The 22,945-nt window shown below is 37.5% G+C and carries 18 protein-coding genes; 8 read left to right on the top strand and 10 right to left on the bottom strand.

Annotated elements, in window-relative coordinates; genetic code table 11:
- Positions 1-4 precede the first annotated feature (4 nt).
- The gene (locus P7V56_RS08190) at positions 5-952 is read right to left on the bottom strand and encodes a YihY/virulence factor BrkB family protein (protein ID WP_171223127.1); all 948 of its coding nucleotides are present in this window, start codon (positions 950-952) and stop codon (positions 5-7) included.
- A gap of 2 nt (positions 953-954) precedes the next feature.
- Positions 955-1,812, bottom strand: a complete 858-nt coding sequence (nadC, locus tag P7V56_RS08185; RefSeq protein WP_171223128.1) for a carboxylating nicotinate-nucleotide diphosphorylase — start codon at positions 1,810-1,812, stop codon at positions 955-957.
- A 227-nt stretch (positions 1,813-2,039) separates the two neighbouring features.
- On the opposite strand from nadC, the gene P7V56_RS08180 reads away from it, so the two are divergent.
- The 3 genes from P7V56_RS08180 (at position 2,040) to guaB (ending at position 5,512) form a co-directional block, all read left to right on the top strand.
- The gene (locus tag P7V56_RS08180) at positions 2,040-3,062 is read left to right on the top strand and encodes a quinone-dependent dihydroorotate dehydrogenase (protein ID WP_171223129.1); all 1,023 of its coding nucleotides are present in this window, start codon (positions 2,040-2,042) and stop codon (positions 3,060-3,062) included.
- Between the two features lie 24 nt (positions 3,063-3,086).
- Positions 3,087-3,950, top strand: coding sequence for a hydroxymethylglutaryl-CoA lyase (locus P7V56_RS08175; protein ID WP_171223130.1), 864 nt, complete (start codon positions 3,087-3,089; stop codon positions 3,948-3,950).
- Between the two features lie 89 nt (positions 3,951-4,039).
- Positions 4,040-5,512 (top strand): IMP dehydrogenase, encoded by a 1,473-nt coding sequence (gene guaB, locus P7V56_RS08170; RefSeq protein ID WP_171223131.1) that lies wholly within the window; start codon positions 4,040-4,042, stop codon positions 5,510-5,512.
- 74 nt (positions 5,513-5,586) lie between these two features.
- Here the strand turns inward: guaB and purB are convergent, their stop codons facing one another.
- The gene (gene purB / locus P7V56_RS08165) at positions 5,587-6,930 is read right to left on the bottom strand and encodes an adenylosuccinate lyase (protein ID WP_171223132.1); all 1,344 of its coding nucleotides are present in this window, start codon (positions 6,928-6,930) and stop codon (positions 5,587-5,589) included.
- A gap of 74 nt (positions 6,931-7,004) precedes the next feature.
- Positions 7,005-7,697, bottom strand: coding sequence for an SIR2 family NAD-dependent protein deacylase (locus tag P7V56_RS08160; protein WP_171223133.1), 693 nt, complete (start codon positions 7,695-7,697; stop codon positions 7,005-7,007).
- Between the two features lie 180 nt (positions 7,698-7,877).
- Between P7V56_RS08160 and P7V56_RS08155 the strand changes: the two genes are divergently transcribed.
- Both P7V56_RS08155 and P7V56_RS08150 read left to right on the top strand, forming a co-directional pair.
- Positions 7,878-9,149, top strand: a complete 1,272-nt coding sequence (locus tag P7V56_RS08155; protein ID WP_171223134.1) for a hypothetical protein — start codon at positions 7,878-7,880, stop codon at positions 9,147-9,149.
- A gap of 46 nt (positions 9,150-9,195) precedes the next feature.
- Entirely contained in the window at positions 9,196-9,852 is a 657-nt protein-coding gene (locus P7V56_RS08150; RefSeq protein ID WP_171223135.1) for a TrmH family RNA methyltransferase, read from the top strand.
- Here P7V56_RS08150 and P7V56_RS08145 read toward each other — a convergent pair whose 3' ends face one another.
- The 3 genes from P7V56_RS08145 to P7V56_RS08135 all read right to left on the bottom strand — a co-directional run bounded on the left by P7V56_RS08145 (position 9,853) and on the right by P7V56_RS08135 (position 13,701).
- The gene (locus tag P7V56_RS08145) at positions 9,853-10,641 is read right to left on the bottom strand and encodes a carboxypeptidase-like regulatory domain-containing protein (RefSeq protein WP_171223136.1); all 789 of its coding nucleotides are present in this window, start codon (positions 10,639-10,641) and stop codon (positions 9,853-9,855) included.
- 241 nt (positions 10,642-10,882) lie between these two features.
- Positions 10,883-12,826, bottom strand: a complete 1,944-nt coding sequence (locus tag P7V56_RS08140) for a DEAD/DEAH box helicase (RefSeq protein ID WP_171223137.1) — start codon at positions 12,824-12,826, stop codon at positions 10,883-10,885.
- 302 nt (positions 12,827-13,128) lie between these two features.
- On the bottom strand, positions 13,129-13,701 hold the full coding sequence (locus P7V56_RS08135; protein WP_171223138.1) for a non-canonical purine NTP diphosphatase: 573 nt from the start codon (positions 13,699-13,701) through the stop codon (positions 13,129-13,131).
- A gap of 235 nt (positions 13,702-13,936) precedes the next feature.
- Between P7V56_RS08135 and P7V56_RS08130 the strand changes: the two genes are divergently transcribed.
- Both P7V56_RS08130 and capB read left to right on the top strand, forming a co-directional pair.
- Complete coding sequence (locus P7V56_RS08130; protein WP_171223139.1) at positions 13,937-16,318, top strand: hybrid sensor histidine kinase/response regulator; 2,382 nt, start codon at positions 13,937-13,939, stop codon at positions 16,316-16,318.
- Between the two features lie 73 nt (positions 16,319-16,391).
- The gene (gene capB / locus P7V56_RS08125; protein WP_171223140.1) at positions 16,392-17,651 is read left to right on the top strand and encodes a cysteate-C-fatty acyltransferase; all 1,260 of its coding nucleotides are present in this window, start codon (positions 16,392-16,394) and stop codon (positions 17,649-17,651) included.
- 48 nt (positions 17,652-17,699) lie between these two features.
- On the opposite strand, the gene sigZ is transcribed toward capB, so the two are convergent.
- Together sigZ and P7V56_RS08115 are read right to left on the bottom strand one after the other, a co-directional pair.
- Positions 17,700-18,269, bottom strand: a complete 570-nt coding sequence (gene sigZ / locus P7V56_RS08120; protein ID WP_171223141.1) for an RNA polymerase sigma factor SigZ — start codon at positions 18,267-18,269, stop codon at positions 17,700-17,702.
- Positions 18,270-18,579: 310 nt separating this feature from the next.
- On the bottom strand, positions 18,580-19,137 hold the full coding sequence (locus P7V56_RS08115) for a hypothetical protein (protein ID WP_240976697.1): 558 nt from the start codon (positions 19,135-19,137) through the stop codon (positions 18,580-18,582).
- An 87-nt stretch (positions 19,138-19,224) separates the two neighbouring features.
- On the opposite strand from P7V56_RS08115, the gene P7V56_RS08110 reads away from it, so the two are divergent.
- Positions 19,225-19,371: a hypothetical protein gene (locus P7V56_RS08110; RefSeq protein ID WP_171223142.1), complete on the top strand. Its 147-nt coding sequence runs from the start codon at positions 19,225-19,227 to the stop codon at positions 19,369-19,371.
- 47 nt (positions 19,372-19,418) lie between these two features.
- On the opposite strand, the gene P7V56_RS08105 is transcribed toward P7V56_RS08110, so the two are convergent.
- Positions 19,419-22,844, bottom strand: a complete 3,426-nt coding sequence (locus tag P7V56_RS08105) for a methylmalonyl-CoA mutase family protein (RefSeq protein WP_171223143.1) — start codon at positions 22,842-22,844, stop codon at positions 19,419-19,421.
- Positions 22,845-22,945: the final 101 nt, after the last annotated feature.

Below are 22,945 nucleotides of genomic sequence, written 5' to 3'. Positions count from 1 at the left end.
AACGCTATGGATTGGTTTCTAATTCTTTTTCTTTTTGACGCTTTATTTTATTAATCGAAGCATTCAAATCGAAGCCTAAAAGCAAAATCATACAGTTGATCCAAATGTAAAACATGATAACCAAAAGCGTCCCGATAGAGCCGTAAAGTTCGTTGTATTTGGAGAATTTCACTACCCAGATTCCGAAAGTATAAGAAGAAAGAATAATCAAAATGGTGGTAAACACAGAACCGATGGAAATAAACGAACGTCTCGAATCGCGCTTGATACCAAATTTAAAAAGCAACGAAGTGGAAAGCAAAATCATGAGAATCACAAAGGCATATCGTCCCATTTCTATGAGCGGAATTTTATCGGAAAGCACGTCTTGGATTTTTGTTTTTTGAATGGAAACTTCAAAGATTACAATGGCTGCCACGGTGATAATGAGCAATAATGCCAGCAAGATAGAAAGTGCCAAAGACACTAAGTACTGACGAACAAACTTGCGCTTGTGTGAAAAATCGATGTGGTGTGAACTTTCAAAACCGCCTAAAATAGCGTTCACTCCGTTGGTCATTAAGAGAATGGCCATGAAAAATCCGGTTGAAATTAAGCCCGAGTTACTGTTGTGCAAAATGTCATTGATGATTTTATAAATAGCGTCGTAAGTGGTTGGCGGCACACTTTGTTGCACAAATCCGAGAAAATCTTCTTGAAATCCTTCAATCGGAATGTACGGAATGAGGTTTAAAATAAAAAGTGCGAATGGAAACAGCGACATGAAGAAACTCCAGGCAATGGCTGCGGCTCGGTAAGAAATGGCACCTTCGACTATACCTATGAAATAATGTTCAATCAAATCATAGAACGACAAACCATGCAACCAAGGCAGCGGTATTTTTTGCAACAGCAAAACGAGTGTTCTGACTACCGGTATTTTTTTAAGTTTATCTTCTATCTCAATACTCATCTTTAAAAGGCTTTTAAGCTTAAATCCATATTGTAAACCGAATGGGTTAAAGCGCCTGACGAAATATAATCGACACCACATTCCGCATATTGTCGAATGGTTTTTTCATTGATGTTTCCGGATGATTCGGTCAAACAGCGATCCCCAATAAGCACCACGGCTTTTTCGGTATCTTCAAAGTTAAAGTTATCTATCAGGATTCTGAAAACGCCGTCGTTTTGGAGAATTTCTTCAATTTCGGCCAAATTTCTGGCTTCGACTACAATTTTTAAATCGAGCTTATGGTGCTTTAAAAAGGCTTTGGTTTTGGTAATGGCATGGGTAATTCCGCCCGCAAAATCATTATGGTTATCTTTCAACATAATCATGTCGTACAACGCAAAACGATGGTTTTCACCGCCGCCAATTTTCACAGCCCATTTTTCACAAGCTCGGAAACCGGGCGTGGTTTTTCGGGTGTCGAGAATTTTGGTTTTGGTGCCTTCTAAAAGCTGGACGTAACTATTGGTTTTAGTGGCTATAGCCGACATTCTTTGCATGGAATTCAGGACCAAGCGTTCCGCTTTCAAAATAGATTGTGAACTGCCCGAAACGTGAAAAACGACATCGCCGTGTTTAACCGGTTTTCCATCCTCTATAAACACTTCGACTTGTAAAGTCGGGTCGACATTTTCAAAGATCATTTGGGCAAATTCGACTCCGGCTATGATACCATTGTCTTTCACTAAAAGTTTGGCTTTCCCTTTAGCATCATTGGGTATACAAGCCAGCGAGCTGTAATCGCCAAGACCAATATCTTCGCGAATGCCGTTTTGAATAATTATATCAAGCTCTTTTTGAAACTGTTGCTCTGAAATCATTGGGTATGGATTGTTTGGCTAAAATAGTAAATATGTTGATTTGGTAATTCGGTTATTCGGTAATTTGTAAATTTAAAATTCTAAAAATATTATTTTTAAGATTCGAAGCCTAGGTTAATTTATAAGTAGTTAGAATTCAATTATAAACAGATGAATCGAATTACCAAATAACCGAATTACCAAATAAACAACAAAAAAACTATCTTTGCAGCACAACAACACAACCCATGTACAAACTACTCATTCGTCCAATTCTTTTTTGGTTTGATCCCGAAGAAGTGCATTATTTCACTTTCTCTTTGGTAAAATTCATTTCCAAAATTCCTTTTGTTCCCAACCTTTTAAAATTGATTTATGAAGTTGAAGACCAACGATTAGAGCGTGAAGTTTTTGGCTTAAAGTTTAAAAATCCGGTGGGTTTGGCTGCTGGTTTTGATAAAGATGCCAAGTTGTATAATGAGTTATCTAATTTTGGTTTCGGGTTTATTGAAATCGGAACTTTGACCCCTAAACCACAAGACGGCAATCCTAAAAAACGTTTATTCCGATTAAAAGAAGACAGCGCTATCATTAACCGAATGGGTTTTAACAACGGCGGTGTAGAGTCTGCTGTACTTCGATTAAAACAAAACAAAGGTGTTTTGATTGGCGGCAATATTGGTAAAAACAAAGTTACTCCGAATGAGAATGCCACTTCAGATTACTTACTTTGTTTTGATGCCTTATTCAATTATGTAGATTATTTTGTGGTGAATGTGAGTTCGCCGAATACGCCTAACCTAAGAGAATTACAGGAAAAAAAGCCTTTGACGGAACTTTTGAATACGCTGCAATCACATAATTTATTGCATAAAAATCCAAAACCTATTCTGTTAAAAATTGCGCCCGATTTGACCAACGAGCAACTATTGGATATTATTGATATAGTAAATGATTCTAAAATAGCCGGGGTTATTGCCACGAACACTACCATTTCTCGTGAAGGTTTGTTGTCTGAAAACAAAACTGAAATCGGTGGATTATCGGGTAAACCTTTGACCGAACGCTCTACAGAAGTGATTCGTTTTCTTTCCGAAAAAAGCAACAATGCCTTTCCCATCATTGGCGTTGGCGGTATTCATTCAGCCCAAGATGCGATTGAAAAATTGGAAGCGGGAGCAAGTTTGGTGCAATTGTACACCGGATTTATCTATGAAGGTCCGGCTTTAATCAAAGAAATCAATCAGGCGATTTTGAGAAAATCTTCCTAACTTAGCCTCAACAAAACGAAACAATTGAAGCCCATCAAAATTATAGAATGTCCACGAGATGCCATGCAAGGCATTAAAACCTTTATTCCGACTGAGAAGAAAGTGGATTATATTCAGGCTTTGCTTCGTGTGGGTTTTGATACGATTGATTTTGGCAGTTTTGTTTCTCCCAAAGCGATTCCGCAAATGCAGGATACTGCCGAAGTGTTGGCTCAATTAGATTTATCTCAAACCCAAAGTAAACTATTGGCTATTATTGCCAATACCCAAGGCGCTCAATTGGCTTCAGTTCATAAAGAGATTCAATATTTAGGTTTTCCTTTTTCGATTTCAGAAAACTTTCAGATGCGTAATACGCACAAGACTATAGCTGAAAGCTTGATTACCTTGCAAGAGATTTTAGACATTGCGAATGCTTCTGATAAAGAAGTTGTAGCTTATCTTTCTATGGGATTCGGCAATCCGTACGGCGATCCTTGGAATGTGGAAATTGTAGGCGAATGGACAGAAAAGTTAGCCAATAGAGGCGTAAAAATCTTATCGCTTTCCGATACGATTGGTAGTTCTACTCCGGAAGTCATTGATTATTTGTTTTCGAATTTGATTCCGAAATACCCTAACATCGAATTTGGTGCCCACTTACATACCACTCCCGATAAATGGCATGAAAAAGTGGATGCGGCCTACAAAGCCGGTTGTCGTAGATTTGATGGAGCCATTCAAGGTTTTGGCGGATGCCCTATGGCTAAAGACGATTTGACCGGAAATATGCCTACTGAAAAACTTCTATCCTATTTCACCGCTCAAAGGGAAAATACCAACACTAGTCCAATGAGTTTTGAAAGCGCTTATAATGAGGCTTCTAAAATTTTCAATGCTTATCATTAAAAAAGTTAAAAACTTCGTAATTCGTTCTTCGTACTTCTAACTTTTAACGTATATTTGCACGCAATTTAACTACAACTACAAATTGCAACATGAAAGCACACGCCACTAAAATCGTTGGTGAAGGTCTTACCTACGACGATGTACTGCTAATCCCTAATTATTCTGAAGTTTTACCGCGCGAAGTCAGCATACAATCGAAGTTTTCGAAAAATATCACTTTAAATGTTCCCATCGTTTCAGCCGCTATGGATACTGTAACCGAGAGCGCTATGGCAATAGCTATGGCTCAAGAAGGCGGCATTGGCGTATTACACAAGAATATGACTATTGAGCAACAAGCCGCTAAAGTCAGAAAAGTAAAACGTGCCGAAGCCGGAATGATACTCGATCCGGTAACGTTGCCGTTGACGGCTACTGTAGGAGATGCTAAAATGGCCATGAAAGAGTTTGGCATAGGCGGTATTCCCGTAGTGGATGAAAACGGCGTATTGAAAGGAATTGCCACCAACCGAGATTTGCGATTTGAAAAAATAAATGCCCGACCAATAACTGAGGTAATGACTTCTAAAAATTTAGTCACAGCTGCGGTTGGCACTACCTTACAAGAAGCAGAAGGCATTTTACAACAAAACAAAATTGAAAAACTACCGGTAGTGGATACCAACTATAAATTGGTCGGTTTAATTACCTTCAGAGATATTACTAAGCTTACCCAAAAACCTATTGCTAATAAAGACAAGTTTGGCCGTTTAAGAGTAGCCGCTGCATTGGGCGTTACAGCGGATGCGTTGGAAAGAGCAACCGCATTAGTAAATGCCGGTGTAGATGCTGTAATTATTGATACCGCTCACGGTCATACCAAAGGCGTAGTCAGTGTTTTAAAAGAAGTCAAAGCCAAGTTTCCCGAATTGGACGTGGTCGTTGGAAATATTGCCACACCGGAAGCGGCTTTGTATTTAGTTGAAAATGGTGCCGATGCGGTAAAAGTGGGTATTGGACCGGGTTCAATTTGTACCACTCGAGTGGTTGCCGGCGTTGGATTTCCGCAATTTTCAGCTGTGTTAGAAGTTGCCGCGGCTTTGAGAGGCACAGGAGTTCCGGTAATTGCTGATGGTGGCATTCGTTACACAGGCGATATTCCGAAAGCGATTGCTGCCGGTGCGGACAGTGTAATGCTTGGTTCGTTATTAGCAGGAACCAAAGAATCTCCGGGGGAAACCATCATTTTTGAAGGAAGAAAATTCAAGTCTTATCGCGGTATGGGTTCTGTGGAAGCCATGCAAGAAGGTTCAAAAGACCGTTACTTCCAAGATGTGGAAGACGATATTAAAAAATTAGTGCCGGAAGGAATTGTTGGCCGAGTACCTTACAAAGGTGAGTTAAACGAAAGCATGCAACAATTCATTGGCGGTTTACGGGCCGGAATGGGATATTGCGGTGCCAAAGATATTCCAACCTTACAAGAAAACGGAAGATTCGTTAGAATCACCGCAAGCGGAATCGGCGAAAGTCATCCGCATAATGTGACGATTACTAAAGAAGCTCCGAATTATTCGAGATAATTTAGCCATTAGGCAAAAGTAAAAAGGCATAAGTTAATTTCTTATGCCTTTTTGTTTTATATAAAATTTGAAATTTAAATCCCCAAATAATTACTTGGTGATATCGCTAACAATTCGGCTTTGATATCCTCAGAAACATTCAATGTTCCGATAAAAGCGTGAATGGATTCTTTGTTCATCACTTCGTTAGTTCTGGTCAATCCTTTTAAGGCTTCATATGGATTCGGATAACCTTCACGACGCAAAATGGTTTGAATGGCTTCGGCTACAACGGCCCAATTTTTTTCTAAGTCTTCGGCAAATTTGGATTCGTTCAACAACAATTTATTCAAGCCTTTTAAAGTCGCTTCAAAAGCAATGATAGTGTGCCCGAAAGGAACGCCAACATTTCTCAAAACCGTACTATCGGTTAAATCGCGTTGCAATCTCGAAATCGGTAACTTGGCTGACAAATGTTCGAATATGGCATTGGCAATCCCTAAGTTTCCTTCAGAGTTCTCAAAATCAATTGGGTTTACTTTGTGTGGCATTGCTGAAGAACCAATCTCTCCGGCTTTGATTTTTTGCTTGAAATAATCCATCGAAACATAGGTCCAAATATCTCGGTCTAAATCGATAATGATAGTATTGATTCTTTTCAACGCATCAAAAAAGGCAGCAAAATGATCATAATGTTCAATTTGCGTGGTTGGGAAAGAATGTTGTAATCCTAATGTTTCCTCAACAAAAGTGGTTCCGAATTGCTTCCAATCCATATTCGGATAAGCCACATGATGCGCATTGAAATTTCCGGTCGCACCACCAAATTTAGCCGCAAACGGAATGTTAAACAACAAACGCATTTGTTCTTCTAAACGCTCTACGAAAACTAAAATTTCTTTTCCTAAACGTGTTGGAGAAGCAGGCTGTCCGTGCGTTCTGGCCAACATCGGAATATCCTTCCACTCCATGCTTAACTCTTTCAACTTAGCAATCAGAGCAATCAGGCTTGGCATATATACTTTTTCAAAAGCTTCTTTTGTTGAAAGCGGAATCGCCGTATTATTAATGTCTTGTGAAGTCAATCCGAAATGAATAAACTCTTTGTAGTCACTCAATCCTAAAGCTTCGAATTTATCTTTGATAAAATACTCTACCGCTTTCACATCGTGATTGGTTGTTTTCTCAGTTTCCTTAATAACCAAAGCATCTTCAGTAGTAAAGTTACTATAGATATTTCTCAGAGATTCAAAACTGTTTCTATTAACTCCTTTCAATTGAGGTAAATCACTTTCGCATAACGCAATAAAATATTCAACCTCAACCAGAACTCTATATTTTATTAATGCTTCTTCAGAGAAAAAAGCGGCTAAAGATTTGGTAGCTTTACGGTATCTTCCGTCAATGGGTGAAATGGCATTTAAAGTTGTTAGTGACATGTGTTGTGTGTTGTTGTTTTGAGGTGCAAAAATAAGGAATAGTGTTCAGTGTTCAGTGCTCAGTGCTCAGTTTTTTATTTTAAATGGAGTAATTTCTGCTTTAAAACAGGGATACCTTTCGTGGCAGTCATTGAAATCACTTCCAGAGGATTTTGCAAATCATAGATTGTAGCCGGATTTGGATCGATATAAAACAAAGGAATATTTTTGTTGGCATAATGCATCAAACCAGCTGCGGGATATACTTGAAGTGACGTACCAACGACTGCCAAAAAATCGGCTGTTTCCACAATATCTATTGCTTCTTCAATCGCAGGAACGGCTTCGCCAAACCAAACGATATGTGGTCGCAGTTGGTTTCCTGCTGAATCAACATCGCCTATATTTAGATCAGAAGTCCAATCTAAAACTTCAAATTGAGGATGATCACTTCGCACTTTTAATAATTCACCATGCAGATGCAAAACCTTACTGCTTCCGGCTTGCTCGTGAAGATTGTCTACATTTTGGGTGATAATGTGAATGTCAAAATCCTGCTCTAATTCGGCCAATACAATATGCCCAAGATTGGGTTTTACCTCATGTAATTGTCTTCTTCTTTGATTGTAAAAATCTAAAACCAAAGCTTTATTTCTGAGCCAACCATCATAAGAAGCGACTTCCATGACATCATGTCCTTCCCATAAACCATCGGCATCGCGAAAGGTTCTGATACCGCTTTCTGCAGATATTCCGGCTCCGGTTAAAACGACTAGTTTCCTTTTCATAAAATGGCTGTTTAAAAAGCGAAAGTTCGTATAAATTGAAACAATAAACAAACCTAACCTCTATAAGCAAAATATTGTTAATAATTTTTTTAGTACCTGTAAAAAGAGTTTTCCGAATTTAATAATTTTAGCTATCCGAGCTAATTATCACTATAAACTATTCAATAACAAACAAGTAACATGAAAAAAACAATCTTTAGATTTTTCTTTATCTACTTCATACTGTCTACGGCACTTTGGCAAATTTTTGAATTCATTCCCGGTCTTAGTGCTATAACTTATTTTATCAATGATGCCTTTGTTCCTGTAGTGACATTTTTTAATGATCATATTTTTCATGTAAAAGACAAGCTGAATATTGATGGTGGTGGTAGCGGAGATACTTCTTATGCTTGGGCCTATTTTTACAACTCAATACTTTTAGCCACTTTAGGAACCATTCTTTGGACATTATTAGAGCGCAAACCAAAAGATTATAGTAAACTGGATTGGTGGTTAAAAAATACCTTGCGATATTATCTTATCATTATTGCCTTTTTATACGGAACCATCAAATTGTTTGCCATGCAAATGCCTGAGCCAAATTTGAGTGAATTGGCCACACCTTTGGGAGATTATTTACCCATGCGATTGAGTTGGATGTTTTTCGGGTATTCTTCTCCTTATCAAATCTTCAGCGGGGTAATGGAAATTATGGTGGCCATTCTACTACTCTATCGCAGAACAATTACCATGGGATTGTTGCTGGGCTTTGGTGTGTTTTTGAATGTATTTATTCTTAATCTATGCTTTGATATTCCCGTAAAAATATTTTCTATGCATTTGGTGATTTATTGTCTGTATTTGATAATATCAGATGCTAATCACTTTGTCAACTTCTTTTGGAGAAACATACCGTCAGGAAAATTGAATTCCTACTATTTTTCTACCACTAACAAATACTTTAAAATATTCAGAATTGTTGTCAAAACTCTCATTATCTTGGTATTCGGGGTGTTTTCAACTTATCAAAGTTGGGAATACAAACAAGAATTTTCAAAATCCAAAATTCAAAAACCAATAGAACCCGGAGTATATTATACAACAAGTTTTAAAAAGAATAATGTAGAGATTCCTATTTCCTTATCAGATGACAAACTTTGGAAAGACTTTATTTTTCAAGATGACAGTCGCGGTAGCATTTTAACTTCAGACACGTTATTCAGACAGGCTTACAACAGAGGTTATTTTTCCTACCAAGTAAAACCCAAAGAAAATAAATTAATCTTTACCAAACTGAGAAATGATAAAGAGATTCTTTTTGAATCTCAATACAAAGTTATAAATCCAAAGTCTATCCAAATTAGTACGAAAATCAAAAATGACAGTTTGGTTTTCACCTTGGAAAAATCGAATCGCAATTTCCAATTGATGGAAAAACAATTCCATTGGATATCAGAAGCCAATCGGTAAGTAATCGTCAATCTAAATTAGTATTTTTGCTCCTAAATTTAGGAGCATGATTGATTTAGACTATTTAAGTTATCTCGAAGGATTTTTAACCGACAACCGCAAGGAACGTTTTAGAAACGTTTTGGAGAATCGCACCAATCATTTTACCATTGCCGTTGAAGACGTGTATCAATTTCACAATACCAGTGCGGTAATGCGTAGTTGCGAGGTTTTTGGCATTCAGGAAATCAACATAGTAGAGCAACGCTTCGGCAAAAATATCGATAAGGAAATTGCGATGGGCGCTCAAAAATGGGTTGATATCAATAAGTTTGACAATATCTCCAATTGCATTCATACCTTGAAAGACAAAGGTTATCAAATCATTGCTACAACGCCGCACAATGATTCTTGTTTGCTGCATGAATTTGACATAACTAAAAAAAGTGCATTGTTTTTCGGTACTGAAAAAGAAGGCCTTTCCGAGGAAGTAATGCGCCAAGCCGATGGCTACTTGAAAATTCCTATGGTTGGTTTTACTGAAAGCTTAAATATCTCTGTGTCGGCGGCAATCATCATTCAGGATATTACTACTCGCCTACGGCAATCTAATGTAAAGTGGAAACTTTCCGAAAATGAAATAATGGAAAAACGTTTGGCTTGGGCCAAAAATTCGATTAAAGATATTGAGCGGATTGAAGAACGCTACTATGCCGGGCAATAATTACTCTTTGATGTACTTTTCGTGCTTTTTGGTCAGCACTTTGTATTGCTCATAACATTCACTGATGGCATCCATGATTTGCAAATCGTTAGCCGTTTGAATAAAAGATTCTGAGTAATTACAACGTTGCAGGATTTCAGCGATTTCTTTTTTATCAACCCCTAACAATACCGAAATCATCTCTCGGTCGAACTTAGATTCCAAAAGATTGCGAACTGTATCGTCTTTTTTCATTTGCTTTAATTTCTTGAGTTCTTTAGGTTTGTTACCAAAGAAATTATACAACATATCGGCCGGATTGAAAATGGAACCTAACACTCGGGTAAAAGCATTAGGTGAGCTTTCCCCAGCTTCATAAGCCTGAGGCAAACCTGAGATACTGTAACGGAAGTTTTCTTTTTCGGGAATCAATTTAGAATCGACTTCCAAATAACCGGTTAAGTCGTATTTTTTTACAATCACTTCTTCTAACGCGATTGCCTTTTCGGTCATTAAAATTTTGGCTGTGCCATTTTTCAACCAATCATTAGTCACTCTGATACGCAACGATTGGTAACCCAATATAGAAATGTGCAAAGTATCGCTCACGCTGACTTCCATTTCAAAATAACCACTCGCATTGGTTACAACGCCTTTTACTTTGTTGATGTTAATTACATTAGCATTAGCAATAGGCAACAAATTATTATCATTCACAATGGTTCCGCTAACTTTTTGACCGGTTGGATTGTCTTGCGCCAAAGCACTTAATGAAAATAAAAAAAGAAATAATAGGGTAAAATATCTCATAGCTGGTTTTGATGGTTTAAAAGTATGAAACTCTTTTAAGATATTTTAGTGTTTGCCGGCAGAATTAGAACAAAATTAACAAAAGGTCAAATTAATAATTACGAATTAGTAATTACGAATTACGAATTAGGGGTATGTAGAAAAAAAGAATCTCCGTTCTTACCTTAGTAAAAACGGAGTTCTATTATATTCGAATTATAAATTTCGCAATTACTAATTCGTAATTCGTAATTAAAAAGCCTTAGCTTTTTCTCGGTCTTCTGCTTTTAGCCGCTTCAAATGAGCGTCCGGCCGGTCTGTCATTGCTTTCAGAACGTCTTGGTGCTCTTTCTTCTCTTTGAAAAGAACCCGGTTCGCGTCTTGAAGTTCCGCCTTCTCTTCTTGGTCGGTCTGAACTTCTTTCACTTCTGAAACCACCTTCTCTTGGAGCTGAGCTTCTCTCACTTCTGAATCCGCCTTCTTTTCTTGGGCCGAAACTTCCACCGCCACTTCTGCGCTCTCCGCCCGAATTTCTATCGCCTCTGAAACCTCCCGAACTTCTGCCGTTGTGGTCACGTCTGTCGCGACTTCCGCCTTCGTTTTTGGAAATTTCAACATTGATTCTTCTTCCGTTAAGGTCAAATCCGTTTAGAATCGACATTACTTTATCAGTATGTTCTCCGTCGGTGTTAAAGAACGAGAAACCTTCTTTTACATCTACTTTGAATACATCATCACGACCTAAATCAAGTGTTTCTTTCAAGAAATCTTTCAATTGCATCCAATCAAAATCATCACGAGCACCAATGTTTACGAAATAACGAACAGGATCTCCGGCTCTGATTTCTCTCGGCTCTGAGCTTCTCTCGCTTCTTTCTCCTTTTTCACCCGATAAATCGCGTTTCTTTTTGTAGTAATTGATGAATCGATTGAATTCAACCGAAACCATTTTCTTGATTAATTCTTCTTTAGACAAACCATCAAGAACATCATTAATGGCCGGAAGATAACTGTCTATCTCATGGTCAACCTCAGTATCTTTGATTTTATTGGCTAAGTGCAATAATTGGATTTCACAGATTTCAATTCCGCTGGGAATGGTTTTCTCTTCAAACTTTTGTTGGATGATTCTTTCAATAGACGAAATTTTACGCAATTCACTTTTGGTAATAATTACGATTGAAGTCCCCAATTTTCCGGCACGACCTGTACGACCTGAACGGTGATTGTAGGTTTCAATTTCATCCGGCAACTGATAATTTACTACGTGTGTAATATTATCAACGTCAATTCCACGAGCCGCAACGTCTGTCGCTACCAACATTTGAATTTGACGACCACGGAAAGCTTTCATTACGCCATCACGTTGTGCTTGCGACAAATCTCCGTGTAAGGCTGCAGCATTGTAACCATCTTCTATTAGCTTTTCAGCCACCGCTTGTGTATCGCGTTTGGTTCTACAAAAAACCACCGAGAAGATATCCGGATTAGCATCGGCCAATCTTTTCAGAGCTTCATAACGATCACGAGCGTTTACTACATAAAATTCGTGTGAAACGGTTTTAGAACCTGAGTTTTTGTGACCCACGGTAATTTCAACCGGTTCTGACATAAACTTTTTAGCAATTCTGGCAACCTCAGCAGGCATAGTCGCTGAAAACAACCAAGTGTTTTTCTCATCTGGAGTGTCAGACAATATCGAAACGATATCTTCATAAAACCCCATGTTCAACATCTCATCTGCTTCATCAAGAATACAGTAATTGATGTTTTTAATGTTCACAAGACCACGATTAATCATGTCTTGCATTCTACCGGGTGTAGCCACAATAATTTGTGCGCCACGCTTTACCTCTCGGGCTTGTTCAGTTATGCTTGCACCACCATAAACTGCCACTGTATGTAAACCCTTTACATATTTTGAGTATTGTTTAATCTCGTTGGTGATTTGTAAGCAAAGCTCACGCGTTGGTGATAAAATTAACGCTTGCGTACTTCTGTCTTCGGCATCAATTTTTTGAATAAGCGGAAAACCAAAAGCGGCGGTTTTTCCTGTTCCTGTTTGCGCTAAGGCAACCAAGTCTGTGTTTTGTTCCAATAGTGCCGGAATCGCTTTTTCCTGGACTTCTGACGGATTCTCAAATCCTAGATCTTTGATCGCCAGCAGTAACGATTCATTCAGACCTAATTGTTCAAATTTATTCATATAAAGTTTTAAAATTTGGTGCAAAGGTAAGTTTTAAAAACCATATACGCTAATTTGTTATTGACTGAATATTAATAAGTTAACTTTTGATTAACAAAGTGACTGAGTAACTCAGTAGCTGAGTGACTGAGTTTAGACTTCGCTTTAAACAAAAAAATTGTGGTAAAATGAGGTTTTTCAGGAGCAGCACATTTAGCTTCTCTTACACTTACGCTCCCGCTATCCGCGCTACATGGTAGCCAGCTGCTATCGGGGCTAACCAGAACTTATTTCTTTTCTCAGCCACACAGGAACTTAGGAACTCAACTACTTAAAAAACCAACCAACTGCTTAACAGCCAATCCACGATGACTAATCACTGATTTTTCTTCTAATGTCAACTCTGCAAAAGTTTTATTATAACCATCAGCCACAAAAATCGGATCGTAACCAAACCCGTTGGTTCCTATCTTCTCTTCTATAATTTTGCCATTGATAATTCCGGTAAAAAGATGTTGTTCGCCATTCAGGTTCAGGCAAATAACGGTTTTGAAATTGGCTTTTCTGTTTAATTGACCTTTGAGATTGGCCAGTAATTTATCCATATTATCATTCGCATCCTTCTGTTCTCCTGCATATCTGGCTGAATAAACGCCGGGTTCACCGTTCAAAGCTTCCACTTCCAAACCGGTGTCATCGGCAAAACAATGGTACCCGAATTTCTCGGTTACATAATTAGCCTTGAGAATAGCATTGCCTTCAATGGTTGCAGCTGTCTCAGGAATATCTTCTAAACAGCCGATATCTTCCAAACTTAAAATTTCAATATTCTGAGGAAGTAATAACTGAATTTCTTTGATTTTGTTTTTATTATTGGAAGCGAAAACTAATTTCATTTTTTAATTGATTTATTTTATGCATACAAATATGCAAAGAATATCGGGATTACTATTGGCAAAACATCAAAATGAGAATCGTAGTAAACTTCGCTAAAAACAAATCATCCCATTTGATAAACAAAGTAAATTACTACTTATAAAAACCATTTTCTTTCTTTTTTTAAATTTTAAGAATTGTTCAATCCCAAAGCAACTTATATTCGTAAGTAACTCCAATACCACTAAACTCCTTATGAAAAGAAATACTATCCGGTATGGTAATAGTTTATTATGTCTTGTTGGCCTTTTTCTATTATATTTTCTGAATACCTCAGCACAATCGGCTTCAAAAAAAGAGGTTGTTTTCGAAAAAATCTCCATTCACAACAAATCCGAGTACGTCGATGTTGGTCAAAGCAACTTGACATTGGAACAAGTCATGGCTTCAAAAGACTTGAAGTTTCAACCGATGTTGAATGAAAATACCGACTTTGGGTTTACAACGCATCATTTTTGGATTCGATTCCAATTAAAAAACACTACAAAAGAAACGCAAAATTACTTTTTTGAAACTGCGCGACCTATTACTGATGTGGCGGAACTCTATGTCATAAATCAGGAAAATAAAGTCTCCAAATTAGTAAGTGGCGATGCAATTCCGTATACACAAAGAAGTTTTGATCACAGAAAAACTATTTTCAATATATCACTAAACCCGGGTGAACAACAGCAATTTTATCTGCATGTTAAAAGTGATGGCGAAATGCTTTCCATGCCGATGATACTTTACCGCTTGGAGTCGTTAATACAAATGACTTCTTTTGAACAATTTGTTTTTGGATTCTTTTATGGTATTTTAATTATTGCCGCCATATTGTACCTGTTCTTTTTCTTTGGTATGCGTGATAAGACTTTCTTTTATTACAGCATGTATGTGGTGTTTATTGGCTTACTGCAATTTGCCATTGACGGCTATTTTTACCAATTTATCACACCGCAATCGGGTTGGTTTTCACTGCATGCAGTTGTTTTATTTGCTTGTGTTGCCAATTTCTTCTTGGGCCGATACGCACAAGTATTTTTAAAAATAAAAGACTATAACAAGTTTATTAACTATGCTTTCTATGCATTATACATTCTTAATGCAGGTTTGCTTTTATCCTTATTATTAATTCCCAAAGTTTTAGAATATTCCTATCCTATTGCTAATGGATTAGGGCTAATTGTTTTGTCGTTAATCATTGCTTCACAGATTTCCATTTACAGAAAAGCCCAAAGACTAGATCGATTTTTTGCTATTGGGGTATTCTTTCTAATTTGTGGTTTTGTGGTTTTTATTCTGAAAAACTTCAGTCTTTTGCCATTGACATTTTGGACCGAAAACGGCTCCAAACTCGGCACCGGTATGGAAGTTATTTTCCTTTCGCTTTCGATGGCCAACTTGATTCGGAACCTAAAAAACGAACGAGAAGAATTGCAAAACTTAGCACTCCAACGTTCGGAAGAAATGAACGAATTGAAGTCTTACTTCTTATCCAACATAAGTCACGAGTTACGCACACCGTTGAATGCCATATTGAATACCGCAAAATCTATGGCGAAAGACAGCAATGACAAACAGATTCAAGACGGCAGCCAAATTATAAAGTACTCTACTTACAGCTTATTGAGCTCCATTAATGATATTTTAGACTTTTCAAAAATTGAGAAAAACGAAATCAAATTAGAGCTTTCCGATTTTGATTTGGTCAGAACTGTAGAACACATTGCCAACAATTTTGCACGAGAAGCGAGCGATAAAGGACTTGATTTCACCTTCCATAAAGGAGATGATTTGCCTGAAATGGTCAATGGCGATTCGGTTAGACTCAATCAAATTTTGCATAACATTTTGAGTAATGCACTCAAATTCACTCATGAAGGATTTGTTAAATTTAAGATTGAAGCCAAAAAAACAAAAGACAACAAAGTTCAAATAATCTTCACCGTTAGTGATACGGGAGTTGGAATTTCCAAAGAAAAAATCAACAGCATTTATGACTCTTTTTCACAAGAAGGCATTAATAATAAAAGGAAATTTGGCGGCTTAGGTCTCGGATTGTACATTGTTAAGCATTTGGTTGATTTACACAAAGGAAAGATTAAAATAGACAGCACTGTTGATTTAGGTACCGTTTGCGAAATACAATTAACCTATGAAAAAGTAGAAGTCATAAAACCAATGGAGACAGTTGTTGAAGCTACAGCGGAATACGATTTGAAAGGAAAAGCCATTTTGGTGGTTGAAGACAATGCGATGAATCAAATGGTGATTAAAATGATTACCAAAAAATGGTTAAATACTACAGTTGATTTTGCTAATAACGGCGAAGAAGGCGTGAAAAAGCTAACCGAAAATCATTATGACATTATCTTGATGGATTTGCAAATGCCTATTATGGATGGTTATGAAGCTACAATTGCCATCAGAAACGGTGAAGCCGGAGAAAACAAAAAATCGATTCCAATAATCGCTTTAACCGCAGATGTTATGGAAACAACTAAATCAAGAGTAATAGAAATCGGAATGAACAAATATTTATCGAAACCGGTTGATAAAGATTTACTTTTTGAAATCATTAAACTATTAGTGTAACTATTTGGCGGTAACCATTAGGAGTAAACTAAATTTATATTTACTTTTGCCTCGTTTTTAAATACACTTTACAATGGTAAAAGATTTATTCGAAAGAATACAAAACAATAAAGGTCCTTTAGGTAAATGGGCTTCTCAGGCTGAAGGTTATTATGTATTTCCAAAATTGGAAGGCGAATTAGGACCAAGAATGCAATTCCACGGAAAAGATATTTTGAACTGGAGTTTGAACGACTATTTAGGTTTAGCCAATCATCCTGAAGTGCGTCAAGCCGACACAGATGCTGCCATAAAATATGGTGCAGCCTATCCGATGGGAGCTCGTATGATGAGCGGACACACTGATGCTCACGAACAATTAGAAAAAGAGTTGGCGGCTTTTGTTCAAAAAGAATCCGCTTATTTACTCAACTTCGGTTATCAAGGTATTATGTCTTGCATTGATGCCTTAGTGACTAAAAACGATATTATTGTATACGATGTTGATGCCCATGCCTGTATTATTGACGGTGTGCGTTTGCATATGGGAAAACGATTTACCTACAAACACAACGACCTGGAAAGCATGGAGAAAAATCTTCAACGTGCGACCAAAATGGCAACTGAAACCGGAGGTGGCATTTTATTCATTACTGAAGGCGTTTTCGGAATGCGTGGTCAACAAGGAAAGTTGAAAGAGATTGTAGCAATGAAGAAAAAATACAATTTCCGTTTGTTAGTCGATGACGCTCACGGATTTGGAACACTTGGTAAAACAGGAGCCGGAGCCGGAGAAGAGCAAGGTTGTCAAGACGGAATTGATGTATATTTCTCAACATTTGCCAAATCTATGGCTAGTATCGGAGCTTTCTTGGCTGCAGATAAAGACATTATTGATTATTTAAAATACAATTTGCGTTCGCAAATGTTTGCCAAAGCTTTACCAATGATTCAAACCGTTGGTGCTTTGAAAAGATTACAGTTGTTGAGAGACAATCCGGGATTAAAAGACAAGCTTTGGGAAAACGTAAATGCGTTACAAAACGGTTTAAAAGCGAAAGGATTTAATATTGGTGATACCAATACTTGTGTTACTCCTGTTTATCTTGAAGGTTCTATTCCGGAAGCGATGGTAATGGTAAACGACCTAAGAGAAAACTATGGCATATTCTTATCGATTGTAGTATATCCTGTTATTCCTAAGGGAATTATCTTATTGAGAATGATTCCAACGGCTTCTCACACTTTAGCAGATATCGAAGAAACCCTTACTGCTTTTGATGCTATACGTGAAAAATTAGTCAATGGAACTTATAAAAAGATTGCAGAAGCCACAACAGTTGATGTTTCTTAAATAAACATTAGATTATAATAAAAAAACCATCCTTCTCAGGATGGTTTTTTATTTACACATTTTACAATCTGCTTTATCTTGGTGTTCACCTACTAAAAAACCATCTTCATTTAATTTATAATGACAACAATCCATAAAACCTTGTTGCAATAATTTTCGCCCGCGTTGGATTCTCGATTTGGCACCGGAAAGTGAAATTCCTAACAAATCAGCAACTTCAGCTTGTTTCTTGCCTTTAATTTCGCTTAACAGCAAAGGTTCTCTGTATTTATCGGGAAGGTTTTTAATTAGTGGTAACAAACAACTTTTGGCGGAGTGAACTTCTTCTTCTGTCGAAAAGTCATCCGTAACTTCACCAATGGCGAACGGCACCGATTTCTTATTTAAAAAATTCATCAAAGTATTGTGAGCAATGGTAAAAACCCAAGACTTGACGCTTTCTTTTTTTTGCAAAGCATCAATGTTAAGATGGATTTTGATGAATATTTCCTGAAGCACATCATTAGTTGTGTCTTCGTCTTTAATCTGACTGAAAACATAGCGCTTCAAATCTTGGGAATAGCTTTCCCATAAAAACTCAGAAGTAAATGGAGTTGGCAAAATAGTGTCTTTCTTCATAATCATTTAAAAATAACAACCTTGCTACTCAAGAGTAACAAGGTTGTTGGTTATTTAACAAGAACAGTTGGTACAAGTACAATTTTCGCAGGTACAACCGGTACAATTACATTCTTGACATGAAGCACATTGACAGGTGCATGTTTCGTTCGTTTTCATGATACTATGATTTTAATGTTATACCCATTAGACCCAAAAGACATTAAAAGGACGCAAAACAAAATCACTTTTTTTTAAATTATATCAAAGTTACAACATAAAACCATAAAAAAAGCGGACTCATGTCCGCTTCAATTCTTGTGCATTTAATTTATTTTACTTTGATAATTTTGCTTTCATCAATGTTGAATGCTTTTACCACAGCCTTGTAATCCTTTAAGTTTACTCCGGTGGTCTTGTTTCCAAAATAAGCCGGGATTACCACCACTCTAAATACTTGATTTAATCTGTAACTTGAACTTACTCCGGCCAAATCAAAACCTTCCATGAAAACTTGTGCGTCAAATCGGGTGAAGTCGAAATCATAGCGTAAGTCTAAAGTTCCGTCTCCGAAATAATAAGTTTCCGGTAGTGGTTTCCAAACATCTTCGCCTTGAAAAGTACCTGACAATCGGTAAACCAAAACCATATCAGAGTTATAAATTGAATGAGGAAAAACCAATACTGAAGTATAGTCATTCGGTAAAAAATTTACATTTCCATATTCAAAAACTTCACTGATAGTGTCATTGTCTATTCCATTTCCGTTGTCTTCATTAACAGTACAACTTTGAAGCGTTATCATCCCGATAAAAGCTAAAATAAGGGTAATTTTTTTACTCATGGTAGAAAAATTGTTTTTTTGGTATTCGTGAATCTTCGATTTCATGGTTTATAATTTTAAATGATTGATATTTTGGGCAGTTCAATATTGATGCCAAACTTTCTTTTTAACAAAAATTTGTACTTTTGACGAATGGGAAGAAATAATCCGAAAAACATCAAAGCGCACAACGATAAACTTCACAAGGCGCAAGATAAGGAAAAAGCTAAGAAAGCCGCTCGTGCCGAACTGTTAAAAACAATGGTAAGGAAATTTAATGAGCATAAAGATGAAAAATAAAAAAACCTCACAATAATGTGAGGTTTTTTTATACCTAAAATCGTTATTTACATATTGCGTCGATACTGACCGCCAACTTCAAACAAAGCAGAAGTAATTTGGCCTAATGAACAATATTTCGTGGCTTCCATCAATCTTTCAAATAAGTTTTTGTTGTTAATAGCGGCATCTTGAAGCATCTCCAATTGTTCTTCTTCTAAACCTGAGTTCGCATTGTGTAAAGTTTCCAAAGTTTTGATTTGGAATTGTTTCTCTTCCTCGGTGGCTCGAATCACTTCTGCCGGAACAACCGTCGGCGAACCTTTGGAACTCAAAAAAGTATTTACACCGATGATTGGGAATTCCCCGGTATGTTTCAAGGTTTCGTAATACAAACTTTCTTCCTGAATTTTGCTTCTTTGGTACATGGTTTCCATAGCACCTAAAACACCGCCACGTTCTGTAATGCGGTCGAATTCTTGTAACACGGCTTCTTCTACCAAATCGGTTAATTCTTCTATAATAAACGAACCTTGTATTGGATTTTCGTTTTTAGCCAATCCTAATTCCTTATTGATAATCAACTGAATCGCCATTGCTCTGCGCACTGATTCTTCCGTTGGCGTAGTAATCGCTTCGTCATACGCATTAGTGTGCAATGAATTACAGTTGTCATAAATCGCATATAACGCTTGTAAAGTGGTACGAATGTCGTTGAAGTCAATTTCTTGAGCGTGTAATGAACGTCCCGAAGTTTGGATGTGGTATTTCAACATCTGCGCTCTTTCATTGGCTCCGTATTTATTTTTCATGGCTTTCGCCCAAATTTTACGCGCTACTCTTCCGATAACCGCATATTCAGGGTCGATTCCGTTTGAGAAGAAGAACGATAAGTTTGGCCCAAAATCGTTGATGTTCATCCCGCGACTTAAATAGTATTCTACATAAGTGAAACCATTCGCCAACGTAAAGGCCAATTGCGTAATCGGGTTCGCTCCTGCTTCGGCTATATGGTAACCCGAAATCGAAACCGAATAGAAATTACGCACATTCTTTTGGATAAAATATTCCTGAACATCACCCATCAATCGCAAGGCAAATTCCGTCGAGAAAATACAAGTGTTTTGCGCTTGGTCTTCTTTTAAAATGTCAGCTTGAACTGTTCCTCGGACTTGGGTAAGCGTTTTGATTTTAATATCGTCATAGATTTCTTTGGGCAAAACTTGGTCACCGGTTACGCCCAAAAGCATTAAGCCAAGTCCATTGTTCCCTTTGGGTAATTCGCCGTTGTATCTTGGTCGTGCTACTTTCTTGGCTTTATAGATTTCGTTGATTTTCTCTTCAATTTCAACCTGAAGATTGTTCTCAATAATATACTTTTCACAGTTTTGGTCGATGGCGGCATTCATAAAGAATCCCAATAACATCGGCGCCGGACCATTAATGGTCATAGAAACCGAAGTCATGGCGTGACTCAAATCGAAACCGGAATACAACTTCTTCGCATCATCTAAACAACAAATAGAAACTCCGGCATTACCGATTTTACCGTAAATATCCGGACGCAAATCGGGATCATTTCCGTATAAAGTAACAGAGTCAAAAGCTGTTGACAAACGTTTAGCAGGCATTCCGAGGGAAACGTAATGAAAACGACGGTTGGTTCTTTCCGGTCCGCCTTCTCCGGCAAACATACGCGTTGGATCTTCGCCTTCTCTTTTGAATGGATACAAGCCTGAAGCAAACGGGAATTCACCCGGTACATTCTCTTGTAAATTCCATTTCAAAATATCGCCCCAAGCTTGGTATTTGGGCAAGGCTACTTTTGGAATTTGTGAGTGAGATAAACTTTCGGTATGCGTTTCAATTTTGATTTCTTTGTCGCGGACTTTAAAGCTGTATACCGGATTTTTGTATTTGTTGACTTTGTCGTTCCATGTCAGGATTATTTCCCAATTGAATGGATCAAGGTTCATTTTTACCCTATCAAATTCTTTAACCAATAGATTTAAGAAGTCCTTGTTATCGTCATTGAAATTCAAACTGTTAACTTCAATTCCGGCTTTGTCGATATTCACTTGTTTTTTGCTAACAGATTCTATTGTTTTATAGATTCCGTAAAGCTTTTGAGCCACTTCCACTTGGGTTAAAACCGTCTCGTCATACTTGCGGTTGTTCTCAGCAATCTCAGATAAATAACGGGTTCTGTGTGGTGGAATTACGAATATCTTCTCACTCATTTCACGGGTGATTTCGAAAGTCGATTTTAAATCGGCTCCGGTTTTTTCAACAATCTTATCCATGATTTTTTTGTAGAGTGTATTCATGCCCGGATCATTAAACTGCGAAGCAATCGTCCCGATTACCGGCATATCATCCGGATTAGTATCCCAAAGATTGTGATTGCGTTGGTATTGCTTTTTTACATCGCGAATCGCATCCAGCGCCCCGCGTTTGTCAAATTTATTAATCGCTACCAAATCGGCAAAATCAAGCATGTCGATTTTCTCTAATTGCGTTGCGGCACCAAATTCAGGTGTCATTACATATAGCGACACATCCGAATGTTCTAAAATTTCGGTATCGCTTTGTCCGATACCCGAAGTTTCTAAGATGATGATATCATATTTCGCGGCTTTCAAGACCTGAATCGCTTCGTTTACATATTTCGATAGAGCCAAATTAGATTGTCTTGTTGCCAATGAACGCATGTAAACTCTTGGATTATTGATGGCATTCATTCGAATTCTGTCTCCCAATAATGCTCCTCCGGTTTTTCTCTTGGAAGGATCGACTGAAATCAATCCGATGGTTTTTCCCGGGAAGTCGATTAAAAATCGGCGCACCAATTCATCTACTAAAGACGATTTTCCGGCACCACCCGTTCCGGTAATTCCCAAAACAGGAATGTGAGTCGTTTCATTTTTTTTATGGATGGTGTCGAGTGTTTCTTTGGCTACTTCTGGGAAATTTTCTGCCGAAGAAATTATACGGGCAATCGCCGTTGGATTCTTTTCCTCTAAGTGATTGATTTCGCCATTAAGTTCATTGCCCACCGGAAAATCGGCTTGTTTTACCAAATCGTTAATCATCCCTTGCAATCCCATAGCGCGACCATCATCCGGTGAATAGATTCGGGTAATGCCGTATTCGTGCAATTCTGAAATCTCAGTTGGCAAAATTACACCACCGCCACCACCGAAAATTTTGATATGACCGGCTCCTTTTTCCTTCAATAAATCGAACATATATTTGAAATACTCATTGTGTCCGCCTTGGTAGGAAGTCATAGCTATGGCATTCGCATCTTCTTGTATGGCTGTATTTACTACTTCTTCTACGCTTCGATCGTGACCCAAGTGAATTACTTCCACTCCAGTCGCTTGGATAATACGTCGCATAATGTTGATGGCGGCATCGTGACCGTCAAAAAGGGAAGCTGCAGTAACAATTCTTACTTTATTTTTAGGAATATAGGGCTGTTCTTGAACCATTGTTAAATAAGTGTCTGTTTTGAGGGTGCAATTTACAGAATTATTAAAAAACTCCCATTTAAAATCTGAAAAATAAAATCAAAACTCAGTTTTAGAAAGAA

Origin of the sequence: Flavobacterium sp. IMCC34852, assembly GCF_030643905.1 — a bacterium.
In the GTDB taxonomy this organism is placed as follows: Bacteria; Bacteroidota; Bacteroidia; order Flavobacteriales; family Flavobacteriaceae; genus Flavobacterium; species Flavobacterium rivulicola.
The sequence above is the reverse complement of the archived record's forward strand: the minus strand, read 5'-3'. Positions and strand labels throughout refer to the sequence as shown.